General features: G+C 45.5%; 16 protein-coding genes. 8 read left to right on the top strand and 8 right to left on the bottom strand.

Going from position 1 to position 15,013, the window contains the following annotated elements; all coding sequences use genetic code 11:
- The first annotated feature begins 14 nt into the window (after positions 1-14).
- The 6 genes from OL444_RS02415 (at position 15) to pyrH (ending at position 5,527) form a co-directional block, all read left to right on the top strand.
- Positions 15-1,418 (top strand): RagB/SusD family nutrient uptake outer membrane protein, encoded by a 1,404-nt coding sequence (locus OL444_RS02415; RefSeq protein WP_264734838.1) that lies wholly within the window; start codon positions 15-17, stop codon positions 1,416-1,418.
- A 284-nt stretch (positions 1,419-1,702) separates the two neighbouring features.
- A complete protein-coding gene (gene rplM / locus OL444_RS02410; RefSeq protein ID WP_264734839.1) occupies positions 1,703-2,146 on the top strand; it encodes a 50S ribosomal protein L13 in 444 nt (147 codons plus the stop codon).
- 14 nt (positions 2,147-2,160) lie between these two features.
- Complete coding sequence (gene rpsI / locus OL444_RS02405) at positions 2,161-2,550, top strand: 30S ribosomal protein S9 (protein ID WP_264734840.1); 390 nt, start codon at positions 2,161-2,163, stop codon at positions 2,548-2,550.
- Positions 2,551-2,656: 106 nt separating this feature from the next.
- The gene (rpsB, locus tag OL444_RS02400) at positions 2,657-3,652 is read left to right on the top strand and encodes a 30S ribosomal protein S2 (RefSeq protein WP_264734841.1); all 996 of its coding nucleotides are present in this window, start codon (positions 2,657-2,659) and stop codon (positions 3,650-3,652) included.
- A 136-nt stretch (positions 3,653-3,788) separates the two neighbouring features.
- Positions 3,789-4,613 (top strand): translation elongation factor Ts, encoded by an 825-nt coding sequence (gene tsf, locus OL444_RS02395; protein ID WP_264734842.1) that lies wholly within the window; start codon positions 3,789-3,791, stop codon positions 4,611-4,613.
- A gap of 200 nt (positions 4,614-4,813) precedes the next feature.
- Positions 4,814-5,527, top strand: a complete 714-nt coding sequence (gene pyrH, locus OL444_RS02390) for a UMP kinase (RefSeq protein WP_264734843.1) — start codon at positions 4,814-4,816, stop codon at positions 5,525-5,527.
- A gap of 156 nt (positions 5,528-5,683) precedes the next feature.
- Here pyrH and OL444_RS02385 read toward each other — a convergent pair whose 3' ends face one another.
- Positions 5,684-6,802 carry a DUF3298 and DUF4163 domain-containing protein gene (locus OL444_RS02385; RefSeq protein ID WP_264734844.1) on the bottom strand — a complete coding sequence of 373 codons (1,119 nt, stop codon included), beginning with the start codon at positions 6,800-6,802 and terminating at the stop codon, positions 5,684-5,686.
- A gap of 83 nt (positions 6,803-6,885) precedes the next feature.
- On the opposite strand from OL444_RS02385, the gene pdxH reads away from it, so the two are divergent.
- A complete protein-coding gene (pdxH, locus tag OL444_RS02380; RefSeq protein WP_264734845.1) occupies positions 6,886-7,533 on the top strand; it encodes a pyridoxamine 5'-phosphate oxidase in 648 nt (215 codons plus the stop codon).
- 108 nt (positions 7,534-7,641) lie between these two features.
- Here the strand turns inward: pdxH and OL444_RS02375 are convergent, their stop codons facing one another.
- The 6 genes from OL444_RS02375 to OL444_RS02350 form a co-directional block, all read right to left on the bottom strand.
- On the bottom strand, positions 7,642-7,767 hold the full coding sequence (locus OL444_RS02375) for a 30S ribosomal protein THX (RefSeq protein ID WP_264752002.1): 126 nt from the start codon (positions 7,765-7,767) through the stop codon (positions 7,642-7,644).
- 152 nt (positions 7,768-7,919) lie between these two features.
- Positions 7,920-8,189 (bottom strand): HU family DNA-binding protein, encoded by a 270-nt coding sequence (locus OL444_RS02370; RefSeq protein WP_012788562.1) that lies wholly within the window; start codon positions 8,187-8,189, stop codon positions 7,920-7,922.
- Positions 8,190-8,505: 316 nt separating this feature from the next.
- Positions 8,506-8,808, bottom strand: coding sequence for a DUF4286 family protein (locus OL444_RS02365; RefSeq protein ID WP_264734846.1), 303 nt, complete (start codon positions 8,806-8,808; stop codon positions 8,506-8,508).
- 37 nt (positions 8,809-8,845) lie between these two features.
- Positions 8,846-9,610 carry an exodeoxyribonuclease III gene (locus OL444_RS02360; RefSeq protein WP_264734847.1) on the bottom strand — a complete coding sequence of 255 codons (765 nt, stop codon included), beginning with the start codon at positions 9,608-9,610 and terminating at the stop codon, positions 8,846-8,848.
- 127 nt (positions 9,611-9,737) lie between these two features.
- Positions 9,738-12,509: a methionine synthase gene (gene metH, locus OL444_RS02355; RefSeq protein ID WP_264734848.1), complete on the bottom strand. Its 2,772-nt coding sequence runs from the start codon at positions 12,507-12,509 to the stop codon at positions 9,738-9,740.
- 45 nt (positions 12,510-12,554) lie between these two features.
- Entirely contained in the window at positions 12,555-13,571 is a 1,017-nt protein-coding gene (locus tag OL444_RS02350) for a homocysteine S-methyltransferase family protein (RefSeq protein WP_264734849.1), read from the bottom strand.
- Positions 13,572-14,004: 433 nt separating this feature from the next.
- On the opposite strand from OL444_RS02350, the gene OL444_RS02345 reads away from it, so the two are divergent.
- The gene (locus tag OL444_RS02345) at positions 14,005-14,226 is read left to right on the top strand and encodes a hypothetical protein (RefSeq protein ID WP_264734850.1); all 222 of its coding nucleotides are present in this window, start codon (positions 14,005-14,007) and stop codon (positions 14,224-14,226) included.
- A gap of 117 nt (positions 14,227-14,343) precedes the next feature.
- On the opposite strand, the gene recR is transcribed toward OL444_RS02345, so the two are convergent.
- Positions 14,344-14,964 (bottom strand): recombination mediator RecR, encoded by a 621-nt coding sequence (gene recR, locus OL444_RS02340; RefSeq protein ID WP_264734851.1) that lies wholly within the window; start codon positions 14,962-14,964, stop codon positions 14,344-14,346.
- Positions 14,965-15,013: the final 49 nt, after the last annotated feature.

Raw genomic sequence — 15,013 nt, 5'->3', positions numbered from 1 at the left:
AAAAAGCAATCGTCATGAAAATCAAAACATATTTTAGTGCTACAATGATGGCCCTGCTGGTGACGGGGAGTGCGTGTAACAACAAACTGGATATCGAACCCAGACAAAATATTGAAGCCTCTTCCGCTATTAAAACAGCGTCAGATGTTGATCAGCTGCTGGTAGGCGCCTATGCGGTGCTGGGCGGACCTGGTCTGTATGGTGCTACCCTCGTCATGTTCCCGGAATTATATGCTACCGATAAAGCCTCCAGTGCAAAATACCTGGGCTGGATCGGTACTTTTGATACACCACGGGAAGTAGCGAATAAAAACATCTCTATTACCAACAGTGATATCAGCCGTACCTGGATACAGGCTTACCGTGCTATCAACATTGCCAATACTGTGTTGGAGTCACTGGATGTGGTAACCGATGATACCCAGAAAAAAGCATTCCGGGGAGAAGCACTTTTCCTGCGGGCAACCATGAACTTTGAACTGGTGCGTTTATTCGGGCAGCAGTGGACTGGCGGTGTTGGCGGTGCTAACGGACAGCTGGGCATACCACTTATTACAAAAGCCTCTTCCAATGATGAAATCGCCCGGCAGCAACCGGCGAGAAAGACTGTGAAGGAAGTATATGCGTCTATTATACAGGATCTGAAAGAGGCCGGCAGCTTAATGCTGGCGGAAAATCAGAACCGTGCTACCAAGTACACAGCTATTGCATTATTGTCCAGGGTATACCTGCAGCAGGGCGATTATGCCAATGCACTGGCCCGGGCCAATGAAGTGATCAACGATGGTGGATTCAGTCTGAACCCCAGCGTAGTATCGGTGTTCCGTACGCCTAATACCAGTGAAAGTATCTGGGAGCTCCAGCAGAATGACCAGAACAACGCCGGTAATGCCAATGATGGTCTGGCTACTTTTTATGCCAACCTGGCTGGTGGTTTAGGTCGTGCGGACTTTAACGTTTCACCTGCCTTTAAAGCCACCTTTGACCCGAACGACACCAGGGGCAATGAGCTGATTTATGTAGGAGCAGGCGCTAAACCAGGCAACCTGGCCTGCGGTAAGTATACTGCCTATGGTCAGAATATTCCGCTGATCCGCTTGTCCGAACTGTTCCTCACCCGTGCAGAATGTAACCTGCGGTTGGGTTCTGCAGTAGGGGGAAGTCCGGCGGATGATCTGGCAGAAGTAAGAGGCCGTACCGGCGCTGCTGCGATACCGGCACCTACCGTAAATGATATCTTAAAAGAACGCGTGTTTGAGTTCTTCGGAGAAGGGCTGGCTATACATGACCTGAAGCGGGTAGGTAGTCCTACTTATGGCGGGGTGGTCTTTAATGCCAATGTATTGGTATTCCCGATTCCGCAGCGCGAAACCAGCGTGAACAAGAACCTGGAGCAGAATCCGGGTTATGGTAAATAATAATAGATAAGTGCTTTATAGGAGCGGGCTGTTACCGGGAGGTGACAGCCCGCTTTTTTTGTCTGGAACAGGCTGCTTAAGGGCGATAAAATAAGCTGGCCCAGGCGTATGTTTATCTGGTGTTAATAACTTTTATGCAAATTTTTTATTGAAAATCAAATAGTTGCAAATGAGTGTTGTAAAAAAGTGGTTAAAATGTATGGTTATTAAAAGAGAGGAATGTACCTTTGCACTCCTCATAATCGAGGAATTGTTTACAAGACGTAATCTTATCGTATACAACAATGAACACATTAAGTTTTAAAACTAAATCGGCTAACGACGCTTACGTAAAGCGTGACTGGCATATAGTAGATGCTACTAACCTGACTCTTGGAAGAGTATGTGCTAAGATGGCAGCTATTTTAAGAGGTAAAAACAAACCTTACTATACGCCTCATACTGATTGTGGTGATTATATCATCGTAATCAATGCAGAAAAAATCTCTTTGTCCGGTAACAAAATGCAGGAGAAAGAATACATGCACTACACTGGTTTTCCTGGTGGTCAGAGAATCGAATTGGCTAAGGATCTGATCCGTCGTCGTCCGGAAGTATTGATCGAAAAGGCTATCAAAGGCATGCTGCCTAAGAACCGCCTGGGTCGCGCGATGTACAAAAAATTATTTGTATACGCAGGTGCTGAACATCCTCATGCTGCACAGAAACCACAACCATTAACTTTCTAATTTTTCTCTGATACATGGAAAAGCAAAAAAATACAATAGGTCGTCGTAAGGAAGCTGTTGCCCGTGTTTATATCAACAAAGGTACCGGTAACATTACTGTAAACGACAAAGATTATAAAAACTACTTTTCTTTGATCTACCTGCAAAATCAGGTGGAGCTGCCTTTCAAAACTATCGATGCAACTGATAAGTTTGATGTGAAAATCAATGCACAAGGTGGAGGTATCAAAGGTCAGGCAGAAGCGATTAAGCTGGGTATTGCCCGTGCACTGTGTGAAGTGAACATTGAATTCCGTCCTGCACTGAAAGCAGCTGGTCTGCTGAAACGTGATCCAAGAGGCGTTGAACGTAAGAAACCAGGTAAAGCGAAAGCAAGAAGAAGCTTCCAGTTCTCTAAACGCTAATATTTGTGCAGTTGGTCGATGGCTTTATGCATTATTTGCGAACAGCTGGTCACCAACAAGCTAATAGCTAAACATTATTTGATCCTTTTAATTGAGCAATATAAACATGGAAAATAATACCTCATTGCAGCAGCAGTTACTGGAGGCAGGTGTTCACTTCGGTCACCTGAAGAAAAAGTGGAATCCAAAAATGCTGCCTTTTATTTTCGCAGAAAAGAAAGGTATTCACATCATTGATCTGAATAAAACCGTAGAAGGATTACAGGAAGCAGCAGCTGCCCTGAAATCTATCGCTAAAAGCGGTAAAAAGATCATGTTCGTTGCTACTAAAAAGCAAGCGAAAGAAATCGTAGCAGATGCTGCGCGTAACATCAACATGCCTTTCGTTACTGAAAGATGGTTAGGTGGTATGCTCACTAACTTCTCTACGATCCGTAAGAGTGTAAAGAAAATGCAGAGCATCGAAAAAATGCTGCAGGACGGTACATTCGACAACATCACTAAGAAAGAACGTCTGACTTTAAGCCGCGATAAAGAGAAAATGGAGAAAGTGCTGGGTGGTATTGCCCAACTGGCACGTGTTCCAGCTGCTTTATTCATGGTGGATATCAGCCACGAGCACATTGCACTGGCTGAAGCTAAACGTCTCGGCATCACTACTTTCGGTATGGTTGATACCAACTCTGATCCTACTAAAGTAGATTTCGCTATCCCTGCGAACGATGACGCTACCAAATCTATTGCTATCATCACCAGCTACATCTGCGCTGCTATCGCAGAAGGTCTGTCTGAAAGAGCTACTGAGAAATCAGAAGAAGTAGAAGAGGAAGAAGAAGCAGATGACAAAGCACGCAAATTTGAAGTAGAAGGTGGTGAAGACCGCGAAAGAGGTCGTAAACCAGGTGCTCCGGGCGGAAGAGGCCAGGGCGGCGGCCAAGGCGGTGCTAACCGTGGTGGCGGCGGCAGAGGTCCAGGTGGTCCGGGTGGCGCTAACCGCGGTAGCGGTGGTCCTAACCGTGGCGGTGGTAATGCAGGTGGCGGTCAACGTCGTCCTTCCAACGCTGGCGGTGGTGCTCCTAGAAAACCAGGAGGCGGCAGATAATATTAATTGTATAATGGTTAACTGTTAAGCCGGGTAGCATTGATTTTTCAAGCACTGGTTTAATAGTTAACCATTAGCTAATATATCGCTTCTATATTTGCATTAATTTTTACAACAATTAAACTAATTATAGCACATGGCAACAATTACAGCAGCTGATGTAAACAAACTGCGTCAGCAAACTGGTGCTGGTATGATGGATTGCAGAAAGGCACTGGTTGAAAGTGATGGTGATTTCGAAAAAGCAGTAGACTACCTGCGTAAGAAAGGTCAGAAAGTAGCTGCACTGCGTTCCGACCGTGAAACCAAAGAAGGTGTTATCATCGCTAAAACTTCTGCAGATGGTAAATCCGGCGTTATCGTTGGGTTAGGTTGTGAAACTGACTTCGTTGCTAAAAACGAAGACTTCGTGAAATTTGCGCAGTCTATCGTGGATCTGGCACTGGCTAACGGTACCCAAACTGTTGAAGAGCTGAATGCTGCTCAACTGGATGGCGTTACTGTAGCTGATAAAGTAAACGATCAGGTAGCGAAAATCGGTGAAAAAATCACCCTGAATAAATTCGAATTCGTTACTGCTGGTGGCGTAACTTCCTACATCCACGGTAATTACCGTATGGGTGTACTGGTAGCTTTCTCTAAACCTGTTTCTGAAGAAGTAGGTAAAGACATCGCTATGCAGATCGCAGCTATGAGCCCGATCGCAGTTGATGCGGACAGTGTTCCTGCTGAACTGGTTGCCCGCGAAAAAGAAATCGCTGTTGAACAGGTGAAAGCAGAAGGCAAACCAGCTGAAATGGCTGAGAAAATTGCTGCCGGTAAAGTGAATAAATTCTTCAAAGAAAGCACCCTGCTGCAACAGGCATTCGTAAAAGACAATAACAAGTCTGTAGGCGACTTCCTGAAATCAGTAGATGCTGATCTGAAAGTAATCAGCTTCAAGCGGATTGCTTTAGGTTAATAAGATCCTACTATAAAAAAGGAGAGAATTATTTCTCTCCTTTTTTTTGTGCATTACACAAAAATCACAGCTGGCAGAAAAGGAACCCGTAAAACAACATGCATTTTACCTCCGTTTTTTAGCTTTCTGTATTTAAGTTGTATCTTGAGACCCAGTCATTACATTAGGAATATTACAATCTTACAATATTTTATAGCGTCATGTTGCCAAAGTATAAGCGTATTTTGCTCAAGTTGAGCGGTGAGGCCCTCATGGGGGATGCAAATTATGGTATTGATCCGAAGGTAGTTTCTCAGTATGCCTACGACATTAAATCAATCACTGATTTAGGGGTGCAGGTAGCAATCGTCATCGGCGGTGGAAATATTTACCGTGGTATGAACGAAGCCGAAAGTGGTATTGAGCGGGCACAGGGTGACTATATGGGGATGCTGGCCACAGTTATTAATGGTATGGCTTTACAGAGCGGACTGGAAAAAGTAGGACTGTATACCCGTCTGCAATCTGCCATTAAAATGGAACAGATCGCAGAACCGTATATCCGCCGCCGTGCTATCCGGCACGTGGAAAAAGGCCGTGTGGTGATATTTGGTGGTGGTACCGGTAACCCTTACTTTACTACAGATACCGCTGCTTCACTGCGCGCCATAGAAATCCAGGCAGATGTTATTCTCAAAGGAACCCGCGTAGATGGTATCTATACGGCAGATCCGGAGAAAGACAAAACAGCCACCCGTTTTGAAACCATTACTTTTTCTGAAGTATATCAGAAATCGCTCAATGTAATGGATATGACGGCATTTACCCTTTGCCAGGAAAATAAACTGCCTATCATTGTATTTGACATGAACAGACCAGGTAACCTCCTGAATGTAATCATGGGCAAAAATGTAGGTACACTGGTAAAAGGATAAACAAAGAAATAATAGAAAAACGGGTGCTACATACACACAGTACACACTGTGGGAAAGCAGGTTTTTCATTGACATAAAAAAGACAGGGGATAAAAAACAGTATATAACTGTTTTTTATCCCCTGTCTTTTTATTGCCGGCTTCTCCCGGCTATTATTTATTTCAGGATGCTTTTGAGCTGCGCAGCAGGAATAAACAGGGTAACCTGTCCCAGTGCATACGGGCCTATTTCATAAGGCACATAACTGAAGGCAACTCCCTTACCGGTAACAATCAGGTTGTTGTTGGGCGAAATGCTTTTCACCAGCAGGTTTTGTCCCAGCGGTTCATCTTCCGGGATCTGGTATTTCTCGCGATAGGCTTTATCCAGCAACCCACTCAGCACTTCTTTATAACCCGGTTTGAACAGGTCATCGGGAGTAATCACCTTTTTCTTCGACCGGTCAATGCTGATATAAGTAGCGCCCCAGTTGCCGTGAGCGCCCCCGGTGAAATCGTAATTGTATTTTTCCAATACCAGCATGGGCCAGGTATTCCAGATTACCCGCATATAATTATCGGTACTCCAGTTCCAGGACATCGCCTGGGTAGCGTCATTGAGCTCAGTGCTGTCGGCATCCCGGGCAGACAGCTGATAACTCATGATAAAGGAGTCGATTTCCTTTTTCAGGTATTGCTGCGGATCATGGAAACGGGAACTGCCTGTAATGTTTTGCTGCAGTAAGGTGGCCAATACGGTATCTGTTCCGGCTACAGGCCATACAATGCTGTTGGAAACAATACCTACCGGCGACTGAGGATGTGCAGGAAGTAACCTGGCAGAATCGCTGGCATAATATACTGTTAGAGGAAGGGCATTTTTCAGGTCTGTATGCAGCTCAAAATGATGGGAAGTACCATCACCATGCCATACCCCTTTGAAGTGGCCGTCGTCGGTTAAATGCCCGCTGAAAACCCGTTCTTCCTCACCGCTGTTTTCTTCATACAGTTTAACCAGTCCGGAATCAAGACTACCCCATAATCCGATGGGAGATCCGGTGCTGTCAAAACAATAGGATCCGCGGTATAACTGAGGGGCTGTTTTAAGCAGTTGAAGGATAATGTCTTGCCCGTTTAGCTGTCCTTTCAGCTGCGTATAAAAGTAAGGCGTGGATACCAGTGGAACAACCAGGGAGGCTGTGCTGTCATCTGCCGTATTGCTGTGGTTATTGCCGCCACTATTACACGACAATAACAGGGTAGCTGCCAGCAGGCATAATATGGATACGCGTTTCATATATGATTTATATCAGGTCAGCAAAATTACTATTATCCTTCCATACCTTTGTTTACAGGTTTAAACCCATAAATGAACAGATTATGCTGAACCAGAAAGTAGCTGATTTACGTAAGGATTATATAATGGCCTCCCTGGATGAAAGTGATGTAGCATCCGATCCGTTGCAACAGTTTGGGAAGTGGTGGCAGGATGCCATCAGTGGTGAAATTGATGAAGCCAATGCCATGACATTGGCTACCAGTACGCCTGACGGCCGCCCTTCTGCCCGCATTGTATTACTGAAGAGTTTTGATGAAGAAGGTTTTTTGTTTTTTACCAACTATGAAAGCCGCAAGGGGCAAGAGCTGGCGCTGAATCCGCATGTAACATTATTGTTTTTCTGGCGGGAACTGGAACGGCAGGTACGTATAGAAGGCACGGTCAGCAAGGCTAGTGCGGGTATCAGCAATGAATATTATAATAGTCGTCCGATAGGAAGCCGGGTAGGTGCCATTGCTTCTCCGCAGAGTAAAGTGATTCCGGACCGTTCTTTTCTGGAACAACAGGTGAGTCTGGTTGCTGCCAAATATGAAACAGCAGTACCTGAGCGGCCCGATTACTGGGGTGGTTATGTGGTGAAACCTGCGGTAGTAGAGTTCTGGCAGGGCAGGAGCAGTCGCTTGCACGACCGGATATTATATACTTTAACAGCAGCGGGAGACTGGAACATTGAGCGCCTGGCGCCGTGAGTACCGGTTTCCGGATAAAAATTACGCATTGTACAGCAGATAAAAGCAAAGGATCTTTGCTGATTACTCCGGTACAATGCGTAATCTGAAATGTGTAATTTCTTTCTCTTATGCTTTTGGCTCAGCTTTAGGAGCAGCAGCAGCAGCAGTTTTTCTGGTTTTCGCAGATCTTACTTTACCAAATGACTTGCTGAAGATTTTACCTCTTTTGGTTTTTATATCTCCTCTACCCATAACGAATAATTGAAGTTTGTTGTTTGTGAATATATGATGTTATCAGGCTGCAAATTAATATAATTCGCTGAAATAGTTTACAGCAGGCCTTCTTATATAAAAAAAGCAAGAAACATAAATTGTTCCTTGCTTGAATAAGTTGTGCTAACTGATTAGAGCTTGTCGGATAAAGCTTTACCAGCTTTGAACTTAGCAACTTTCTTAGCTTTGATCTTGATGATCTGACCGGTTTGTGGGTTTCTACCGTTACGTGCAGCACGTTTGGAAACGGAGAAAGTACCGAAACCAACCAAAGTTACTTTACCACCTTTTTTCAGGGTATCAGCAACAGCTTTGGTGAAAGAATCCAGAGCTTCGTTAGCTTGGGTTTTGGTAATGCCTGCATCTTTAGCAAGCTTGTCGATTAATTCGGCTTTGTTCATAGTTAGTAAGATTTAACTAGTGAAAAAATGTTTGATGTGAGCAAATATAGCGCGTTTTATCAGATTACCAAATTTTTTACAACTTTTTTATACAAAATTTTATCGGCTGAAAAACGCTACTGGTAACGGTTACAGCTGATTGGTGTTTTGCGTGCTAAAGCATATAACTTTAGCAGGATCACACAAAACCCTGTACCGTAGCCTATTTGCTTGTTTTTTTAGTATTAACGCGGCTTAGGACCAAGTATTGTACCAAACTCCCGATGCCTTGAAAATAGTGAATTTCGTGTGGATAAGTTTAGTAAGGACTGCTTGTTTAAACCTCTTGCATCACGGTGGTAAAAGCAATAAAACGATCGCCGAAAACGTCGTACCCTCTTTGCCGCAGGCCTTGTGCATGCGTGGTTTTAAAGGTCTCGTAGTTTTCAAAACTATCTGTAAAATATTGCACAGAATAGGTAGGTCCTTCCGTATCATCCTGTTCAAGGAGCCTGCTCATGCGGTAATTCACGAAAAGACCTGTTTGCAACATGGCTGGAATATGTTCTTCCCTCATCCACTGTAGCCACTCAGAATGCTTATCTGCGGCCACTTTTACGGTTACATTGTATATGATCATATGCCTTCTTGATTTGAATAGTTTTGTCAACAACCGGTCAGGGCGCCAGCTCCAGGAATACCGGGCAGTGATCAGAATGTTTTACCTGTTGGAAAATAGCGGCATGTTTCAGCTTCGGCATCAGCGGCGACGTTACATTGATGTAGTCGATACGCCAGCCTTTGTTATTGTTCCGTGCATTGGCGCGGAAGCTCCACCAGCTGTACTGGTGCGGATCGGCATTGAAATGCCGGAAGGTATCCACAAAGCCGCTGGCAAAGAAGCGGTCCATCCAGGCGCGTTCTTCCGGTAAGAAACCCGTTGAGTTTTTGTTGCTCACCGGATCATGTATGTCGATAGGTTTGTGGCAGATGTTATAATCCCCGCAAACAACCAGCTGCGGCCGTGTTTTCTTCAACTCATCCAGGTAACCAAAAAACTCTTCCAGCCACTGGTATTTGTAGGTTTGCCGTAAATCGCCGCTGGTGCCGGAAGGGAAGTAGGTATTGATTAAGGTGATATCCCCGAAATCCAGCCTTATAAACCGGCCTTCGGTATCACTTTGCATATAACCATTACCATACTGTACATGATCCGGCTTAATACGGGTTAATACGGCTACGCCGCTGTAACCTTTTTTTTGTGCCGGAAACCAGTAGTGTTCATACCCCAGCTTTTCAAACTGCTGGAAATCGATGTTTTCCTGATGCGCTTTGATTTCCTGCAGGCAGATAATATCGGCAGGATCAGACTGCAGCCATTCGGTGAATCCTTTGGTCATGGCCGACCGCAGGCCGTTTACATTATAAGATACGATCCTCATGTTGTTTGGGCTATATGGTGGGGAATTACGGACAACAAATAACAATACAGTGGAAAGCGGCCCGCGATGGCAGGCTGCTTTCCACTGTGACTATCATATATTTATTATTCGCTGTTATTATCACATGCTATATATCATATTCCAGGTTCGGGCGCAGCCACTTTTCTGCGTCTTCTACTGCCCAGCCTTTACGGTTGGCATAGTCTGTAACCTGGTCTTTTTCTATTTTACCTAAACCAAAATACTTGGATTCCGGGTTGGCAAAGTACCATCCACTCACGCTGGAGGCGGGATACATCGCCAGGGATTCGGTGAGGGTGATCCCGGTGTTTTCGGTGGCATTCAGCAGATCAAACAGTTTATACTTTTCTGTATGTTCCGGACAGGCCGGATAACCTGGCGCTGGCCGGATACCCAGATAGGCTTCTTTGATCAGCTCTTCGTTGCTCAGGTGTTCTTCGGTAGCATAACCCCAGAATTCTTTCCGCACCCGTTCGTGCATCAGTTCTGTGAAGGCTTCTGCCAGCCTGTCTGCCAGGGCTTTCAGCATGATACTGTTATAGTCATCATGTTCTGCTTTGAACTGGTCCAGCCATTTTTCGATACCAATACCTGCGGTGACCGCAAAGCCGCCGATATAATCTGTTTTACCGGTTGTTGCGGGAGCAATGAAATCGGCCAGTGACAGGTTGGGTTGTCCGGGAGCTTTTTTAATCTGCTGCCGGAGGAATTCCAGTTTTACCGGTGCAATATCTGCTTGTTCCGGCGTTACCTGTATCGTATCAGACGCAATGACATTGGCCGGATACATACCGATAACGGCGTTGGCTTTCAGCCATTTTTCATCGATAATTCTTTTCAGCAGGGCCTGTGCATCGGCAAACAGGCGGGTAGCTTCCACGCCTACTACCTCATCGCTCAGGATCTGCGGGAATTTGCCATGCAGTTCCCAGGCAATAAAGAATGGCTGCCAGTCTATGTATTGGGCTATTTCTCCCATGTCGTAATCCTCAAACTTCCGGATACCGGTAAAGGTTGGTCTGACAGGGGTGAAGGCGTCCCAGTTGATGGATGTTTTATTTTCCTGTGCAGCTGCCAGCGACAGGTATTGTTTGGTCGGTTTTTTATTCCGGAAAGCATCATTGAGCTTACGGTATTCTTCCTGTATATCAGCCAGGAAGTTAGGTTTGAGCGCCTTGTTAAGCAAGCTGCCGGTTACTGTTACACTCCGGGAGGCGTCCAGTACGTGTACTACGCCGTGTGCATATTCCTGGGCGATTTTAACCGCTGTATGGGTACGGGAGGTAGTAGCGCCACCGATGATCAGCGGGATGTCAAATTCCTGCCTTTTCAGTTCCCGGGCCACATGTACCATCTCATCCAGACTGGGGGTAATTAATCCGCTCAGTCCAATGATATCTACTTTTTCCTGCCGGGCTGCCTGCAGTATCTTTTCTGCCGGCACCATTACCCCGAGGTCAATGATTTCATATCCGTTACAGGCCAGTACTACCCCTACAATGTTTTTACCGATATCATGTACGTCTCCTTTTACCGTTGCCAGCAGGATCTTTCCGGCGGATTTAATCTCTCCGCCAAACTCTGCCTGCATGCGTAGTTTTTCTTCTTCTATATAAGGAGTGAGTACCGCTACCGATCTTTTCATTACCCGGGCGCTTTTTACTACCTGGGGCAAAAACATTTTACCACTGCCAAACAAGTCTCCCACAACGTTCATACCGGCCATCAGCGGGCCTTCGATCACATCCAGCGGACGATCATATTGCTGGCGTGCCTCTTCGGTATCTGCTTCAATATAATCGGTAATACCATTGATCAGGGCATGACTCAGTCTTTCTTCTACTGTACCTAAACGCCATTTTTCGTCTTTCTCTATCACTTTGCCTTTGGCCTTTACGGTTTCGGCAAACTGGATCAGTCTTTCGGTAGCGTCTTCGCGACGGTTTAGTATGGCATCCTCACAAAGGTTACGCAGTTCCGGTTCAATGTCATCATATATCTGTAACATCCCGGCATTCACGATACCCATGTCCATCCCTGCTTTGATGGCATGGAAGAGGAATACGGAGTGCATGGCTTCCCGCACGGTTTCATTTCCGCGGAAAGAGAACGATACGTTACTGACCCCACCGCTTATTTTAGCCAGTGGCATCAGTTCTTTAATCCGGCGGGTAGCGGAGATAAACTCCACAGCATAGTTGTTATGCTCTTCAATACCGGTAGCAATAGCGAAGATATTAGGATCAAAGATGATATCCTGTGGATCAAATCCTACTACTTCGGTTAATATTTTATAGGCACGATGGCTGAAAGAAACTCTTTTTTCTTCGGTATCGGCCTGTCCGTATTCGTCAAAAGCCATTACCACTACAGCGGCACCATAGCTTTTGCAGATATGGGCCTGCTCAATGAATTTGGCTTCTCCTTCTTTTAAGCTGATAGAGTTTACAATACATTTCCCCTGTACGCATTTCAGTCCGGATTCAATCACACTGAATTTGCTGGAGTCTATCATGATCGGGATACGGGAGATATCCGGTTCTGCTGCGAGGAGGTTCAGGAAGGTAGACATGGCTTTTTCGCCATCGAGGAGGGCATCGTCCATATTTACATCCAGGATCTGGGCGCCGCTTTCTACTTGCTGGCGGGCTACAGACAGGGCTTCTTCATATTGTCCTTCCCGTATGAGGCGGGCAAACTTTTTGGACCCGGTTACGTTGGTACGTTCCCCTACGTTAATAAAGTTGGTTTCAGGTCTTACTACCAGCGGTTCCAGACCACTTAACCGCATGAAGGGCTTAATCACTCTCCGCTGTTCATTGTCTGCACCAATAGATTCCCTGATGGTATCTGTGTTGTTTGTAATGGTTGCGCTCATTGTTGCTGTTAGTCGGATTAAAGAAGAATGGCTTCCTGTGTTTGTTTATGCCAGCGTGCTAATCACTTCCGGTAAGGGGCGTGGCTGAATAGGTTTGACGTGTGCGGCGATGTGACGGATATGATCCGGTGTGGTACCGCAGCAGCCACCAACAATGTTCACGAAGCCGGATGCGGCAAAATCTTCAATGATGCAGGCAGTATCTTCCGGTTCCTCATCGTACTCCCCAAAGGCATTGGGCAGGCCGGCATTCGGATAACAACTCACATAACAACTGGCGATGTTGGACAGTTCTTCTACATAAGGGCGCATCTGCTGACCTCCCAGGGCGCAGTTCAGCCCGATGGAAAATGGTTTGGCGTGCATAACCGATATATAAAATGCTTCCAGGGTTTGCCCGCTGAGGGTTCTGCCGGAGGCATCTGTAATAGTACCGGATATCATAATAGGTAATTCCGGTTTGCCTGATTCGCGGAAATACTTTTTGATGGCATATATGGCCGCCTTGCAGTTCAACGTATCAAAAATGGTTTCTATCAGCAGAATATCCACGCCACCTTCTGTCAGTCCTTTTATCTGCTCTTCATAAGCAGCCGCCACTTCATCAAAATAGACGGAGCGGAAGCCCGGATTGTTCACATCCGGTGAAAGGGACAGGGTTTTGTTCAGCGGACCAATAGCACCTGCCACAAACCGGGGTTTATCCGGATTTTTAGCTGTGTACTCTATAGCGGCCGCTTTGGCAATGCTGGCAGCGGCAATATTCAGCTCATAGGCCAGGTCCTGCATGTCATAATCAGCCATGGCAATGGAAGTACTGCTGAAAGTATTGGTTTCAATAATGTCAGCACCCGCTTCCAGATATTCTTTATGAATAGCTGATATAATATGGGGTTGCGTAAGGTTGAGGAGATCGTTGTTGCCTTTTAGATCGCTGGGGTAGTTGGCAAAACGGGTACCCCGGTAATCTGATTCCTGGAGTTTGTATCGCTGTATCATGGTGCCCATAGCACCGTCAATGATAAGCACGCGCTCATTGGCGCAGTCTTGTAAAGATTTCATGTGTCTTAAGTTGTTTATTAGTTGCTGTTTAAGAGAACAGGGTCGAACAATAAACAAATCCACCCTGTATAACCCTGCAAATATAAAGCTTTCCGGGTAATTTTTTGTTTAAGTAATTTATGCGGCAGGCAGTCTGGCAGCACTTTAGAATGTTATTATATCCCCCCTGACAAAAGGTGTATATGTTTTTTATTTTGAATAAATTTTGTCTATATCTAAAAATTAATTTGGAAGAAGTCTATAAAGTCTACTATATTTGTAGGGTAATAGAAAATCACCATGCAACAAAATGATGTACATACAGTAATATACCCGGCTACGGCTCCCCACCAGCCCTGCGCCTGTAGAAATTCCTGCAATGGTTGCTGTTGACAATCACAGCCCTTATCATTCGTTCTTCTGAAAATTTTATTACAACAAAAAAAAGTCAGTCATGACCATATCAAAACACATCCATGCCCTGCGTGAACATCTGGCCAGTCTTGGTTTACAACCAGTACCCGATGTAAACGACGAAAGTCAACCCGAAGTGTTTAAGGTTTGTTTCTTAAACAAGTATGAAATGCAACGGTGGAAAGAGTTGCGGGAACAACAAACATCAGAAACCAATCATACAATATTGCAGGGGCTTCCCTCGAAGAAAGAAGCCTGCTGAAACTTTTCATAACGTGGAATTACAGGTTAAACGAAGACGGGTGCTATACAGCACCCGTATTTTTTTATATTTAACCGTGGATAATCGCGTGAATCATCCACCTGTATTTTAGCTATTTTATTGCTGCTGTACATACTTTTCCAGCGGCAGCCGGTTGGAAATAGACCGGGCCAGCGTCATCTCATCTGCATACTCCAGCTCGCCGCCAAAGGCAATCCCCCTGGCAATAGTGGTAATTTTTACCGGAAACTCCCGGAGCTTTTTGGAAAGGTAGTAAATGGTAGTATCTCCTTCAATAGTGGGACTTACCGCCATAATAACTTCTTCAACGCCCTGCAGCCGCACTCTTTCCACGAGAGAGTGAATGTTCAGCTGATCCGGGCCGATGCCGTCGATCGGAGAGATAATACCGCCCAGCACATGATACAACCCGTTGAACTGCTGGGTGTTTTCAATAGCCATCACATCCCGGATGTTTTCCACTACACATACTACCTGCCGCTGCCGGGAATGGTTACTGCAGATACTGCATACTTCCTCATCGGCAACATTATGACAGACTTTACAAAATTTTATCTGCTGCCGCATACGTGCGATCACGTCTCCAAACTGCTGTACCTGGGCAGGCTCCTGTTTCAGGAGGTGTAATACCAGCCGGAGGGCCGTTTTTTTACCAATGCCCGGCAGCCTGGAGAATTCATTTACTGCGTTTTCAATCAGTGCGGAGGAAAATACCATAGTGCAAAGTTAGGAATATTGCTGTCGCAACAGGCATCCCTGTTGCGAC

Origin of the sequence: Chitinophaga nivalis (assembly GCF_025989125.1) — a bacterium.
Taxonomy (GTDB): domain Bacteria; phylum Bacteroidota; class Bacteroidia; order Chitinophagales; family Chitinophagaceae; genus Chitinophaga; species Chitinophaga nivalis.
Note: the sequence above shows the minus strand (reverse complement) of the source record. Positions and strands in the feature narration are given on the sequence as shown.

Bases quoted from the DNA above. Each gene is read 5' to 3' on its own strand.
- metH (WP_264734848.1), bottom strand. From the start codon at position 12,509: ATGAGCGCAACCATTACAAACAACACAGATACCATCAGGGAATCTATT.
- OL444_RS02360 (WP_264734847.1), bottom strand. From the start codon at position 9,610: ATGAGGATCGTATCTTATAATGTAAACGGCCTGCGGTCGGCCATGACC.
- pyrH (WP_264734843.1), top strand. From the start codon at position 4,814: ATGTTGCCAAAGTATAAGCGTATTTTGCTCAAGTTGAGCGGTGAGGCC.
- OL444_RS02415 (WP_264734838.1), top strand. From the start codon at position 15: ATGAAAATCAAAACATATTTTAGTGCTACAATGATGGCCCTGCTGGTG.
- OL444_RS02350 (WP_264734849.1), bottom strand. From the start codon at position 13,571: ATGAAATCTTTACAAGACTGCGCCAATGAGCGCGTGCTTATCATTGAC.
- pdxH (WP_264734845.1), top strand. From the start codon at position 6,886: ATGCTGAACCAGAAAGTAGCTGATTTACGTAAGGATTATATAATGGCC.
- tsf (WP_264734842.1), top strand. From the start codon at position 3,789: ATGGCAACAATTACAGCAGCTGATGTAAACAAACTGCGTCAGCAAACT.
- OL444_RS02375 (WP_264752002.1), bottom strand. From the start codon at position 7,767: ATGGGTAGAGGAGATATAAAAACCAAAAGAGGTAAAATCTTCAGCAAG.
- OL444_RS02365 (WP_264734846.1), bottom strand. From the start codon at position 8,808: ATGATCATATACAATGTAACCGTAAAAGTGGCCGCAGATAAGCATTCT.
- rpsI (WP_264734840.1), top strand. From the start codon at position 2,161: ATGGAAAAGCAAAAAAATACAATAGGTCGTCGTAAGGAAGCTGTTGCC.
- OL444_RS02385 (WP_264734844.1), bottom strand. From the start codon at position 6,802: ATGAAACGCGTATCCATATTATGCCTGCTGGCAGCTACCCTGTTATTG.
- OL444_RS02370 (WP_012788562.1), bottom strand. From the start codon at position 8,189: ATGAACAAAGCCGAATTAATCGACAAGCTTGCTAAAGATGCAGGCATT.
- rplM (WP_264734839.1), top strand. From the start codon at position 1,703: ATGAACACATTAAGTTTTAAAACTAAATCGGCTAACGACGCTTACGTA.
- recR (WP_264734851.1), bottom strand. From the start codon at position 14,964: ATGGTATTTTCCTCCGCACTGATTGAAAACGCAGTAAATGAATTCTCC.
- rpsB (WP_264734841.1), top strand. From the start codon at position 2,657: ATGGAAAATAATACCTCATTGCAGCAGCAGTTACTGGAGGCAGGTGTT.
- OL444_RS02345 (WP_264734850.1), top strand. From the start codon at position 14,005: ATGACCATATCAAAACACATCCATGCCCTGCGTGAACATCTGGCCAGT.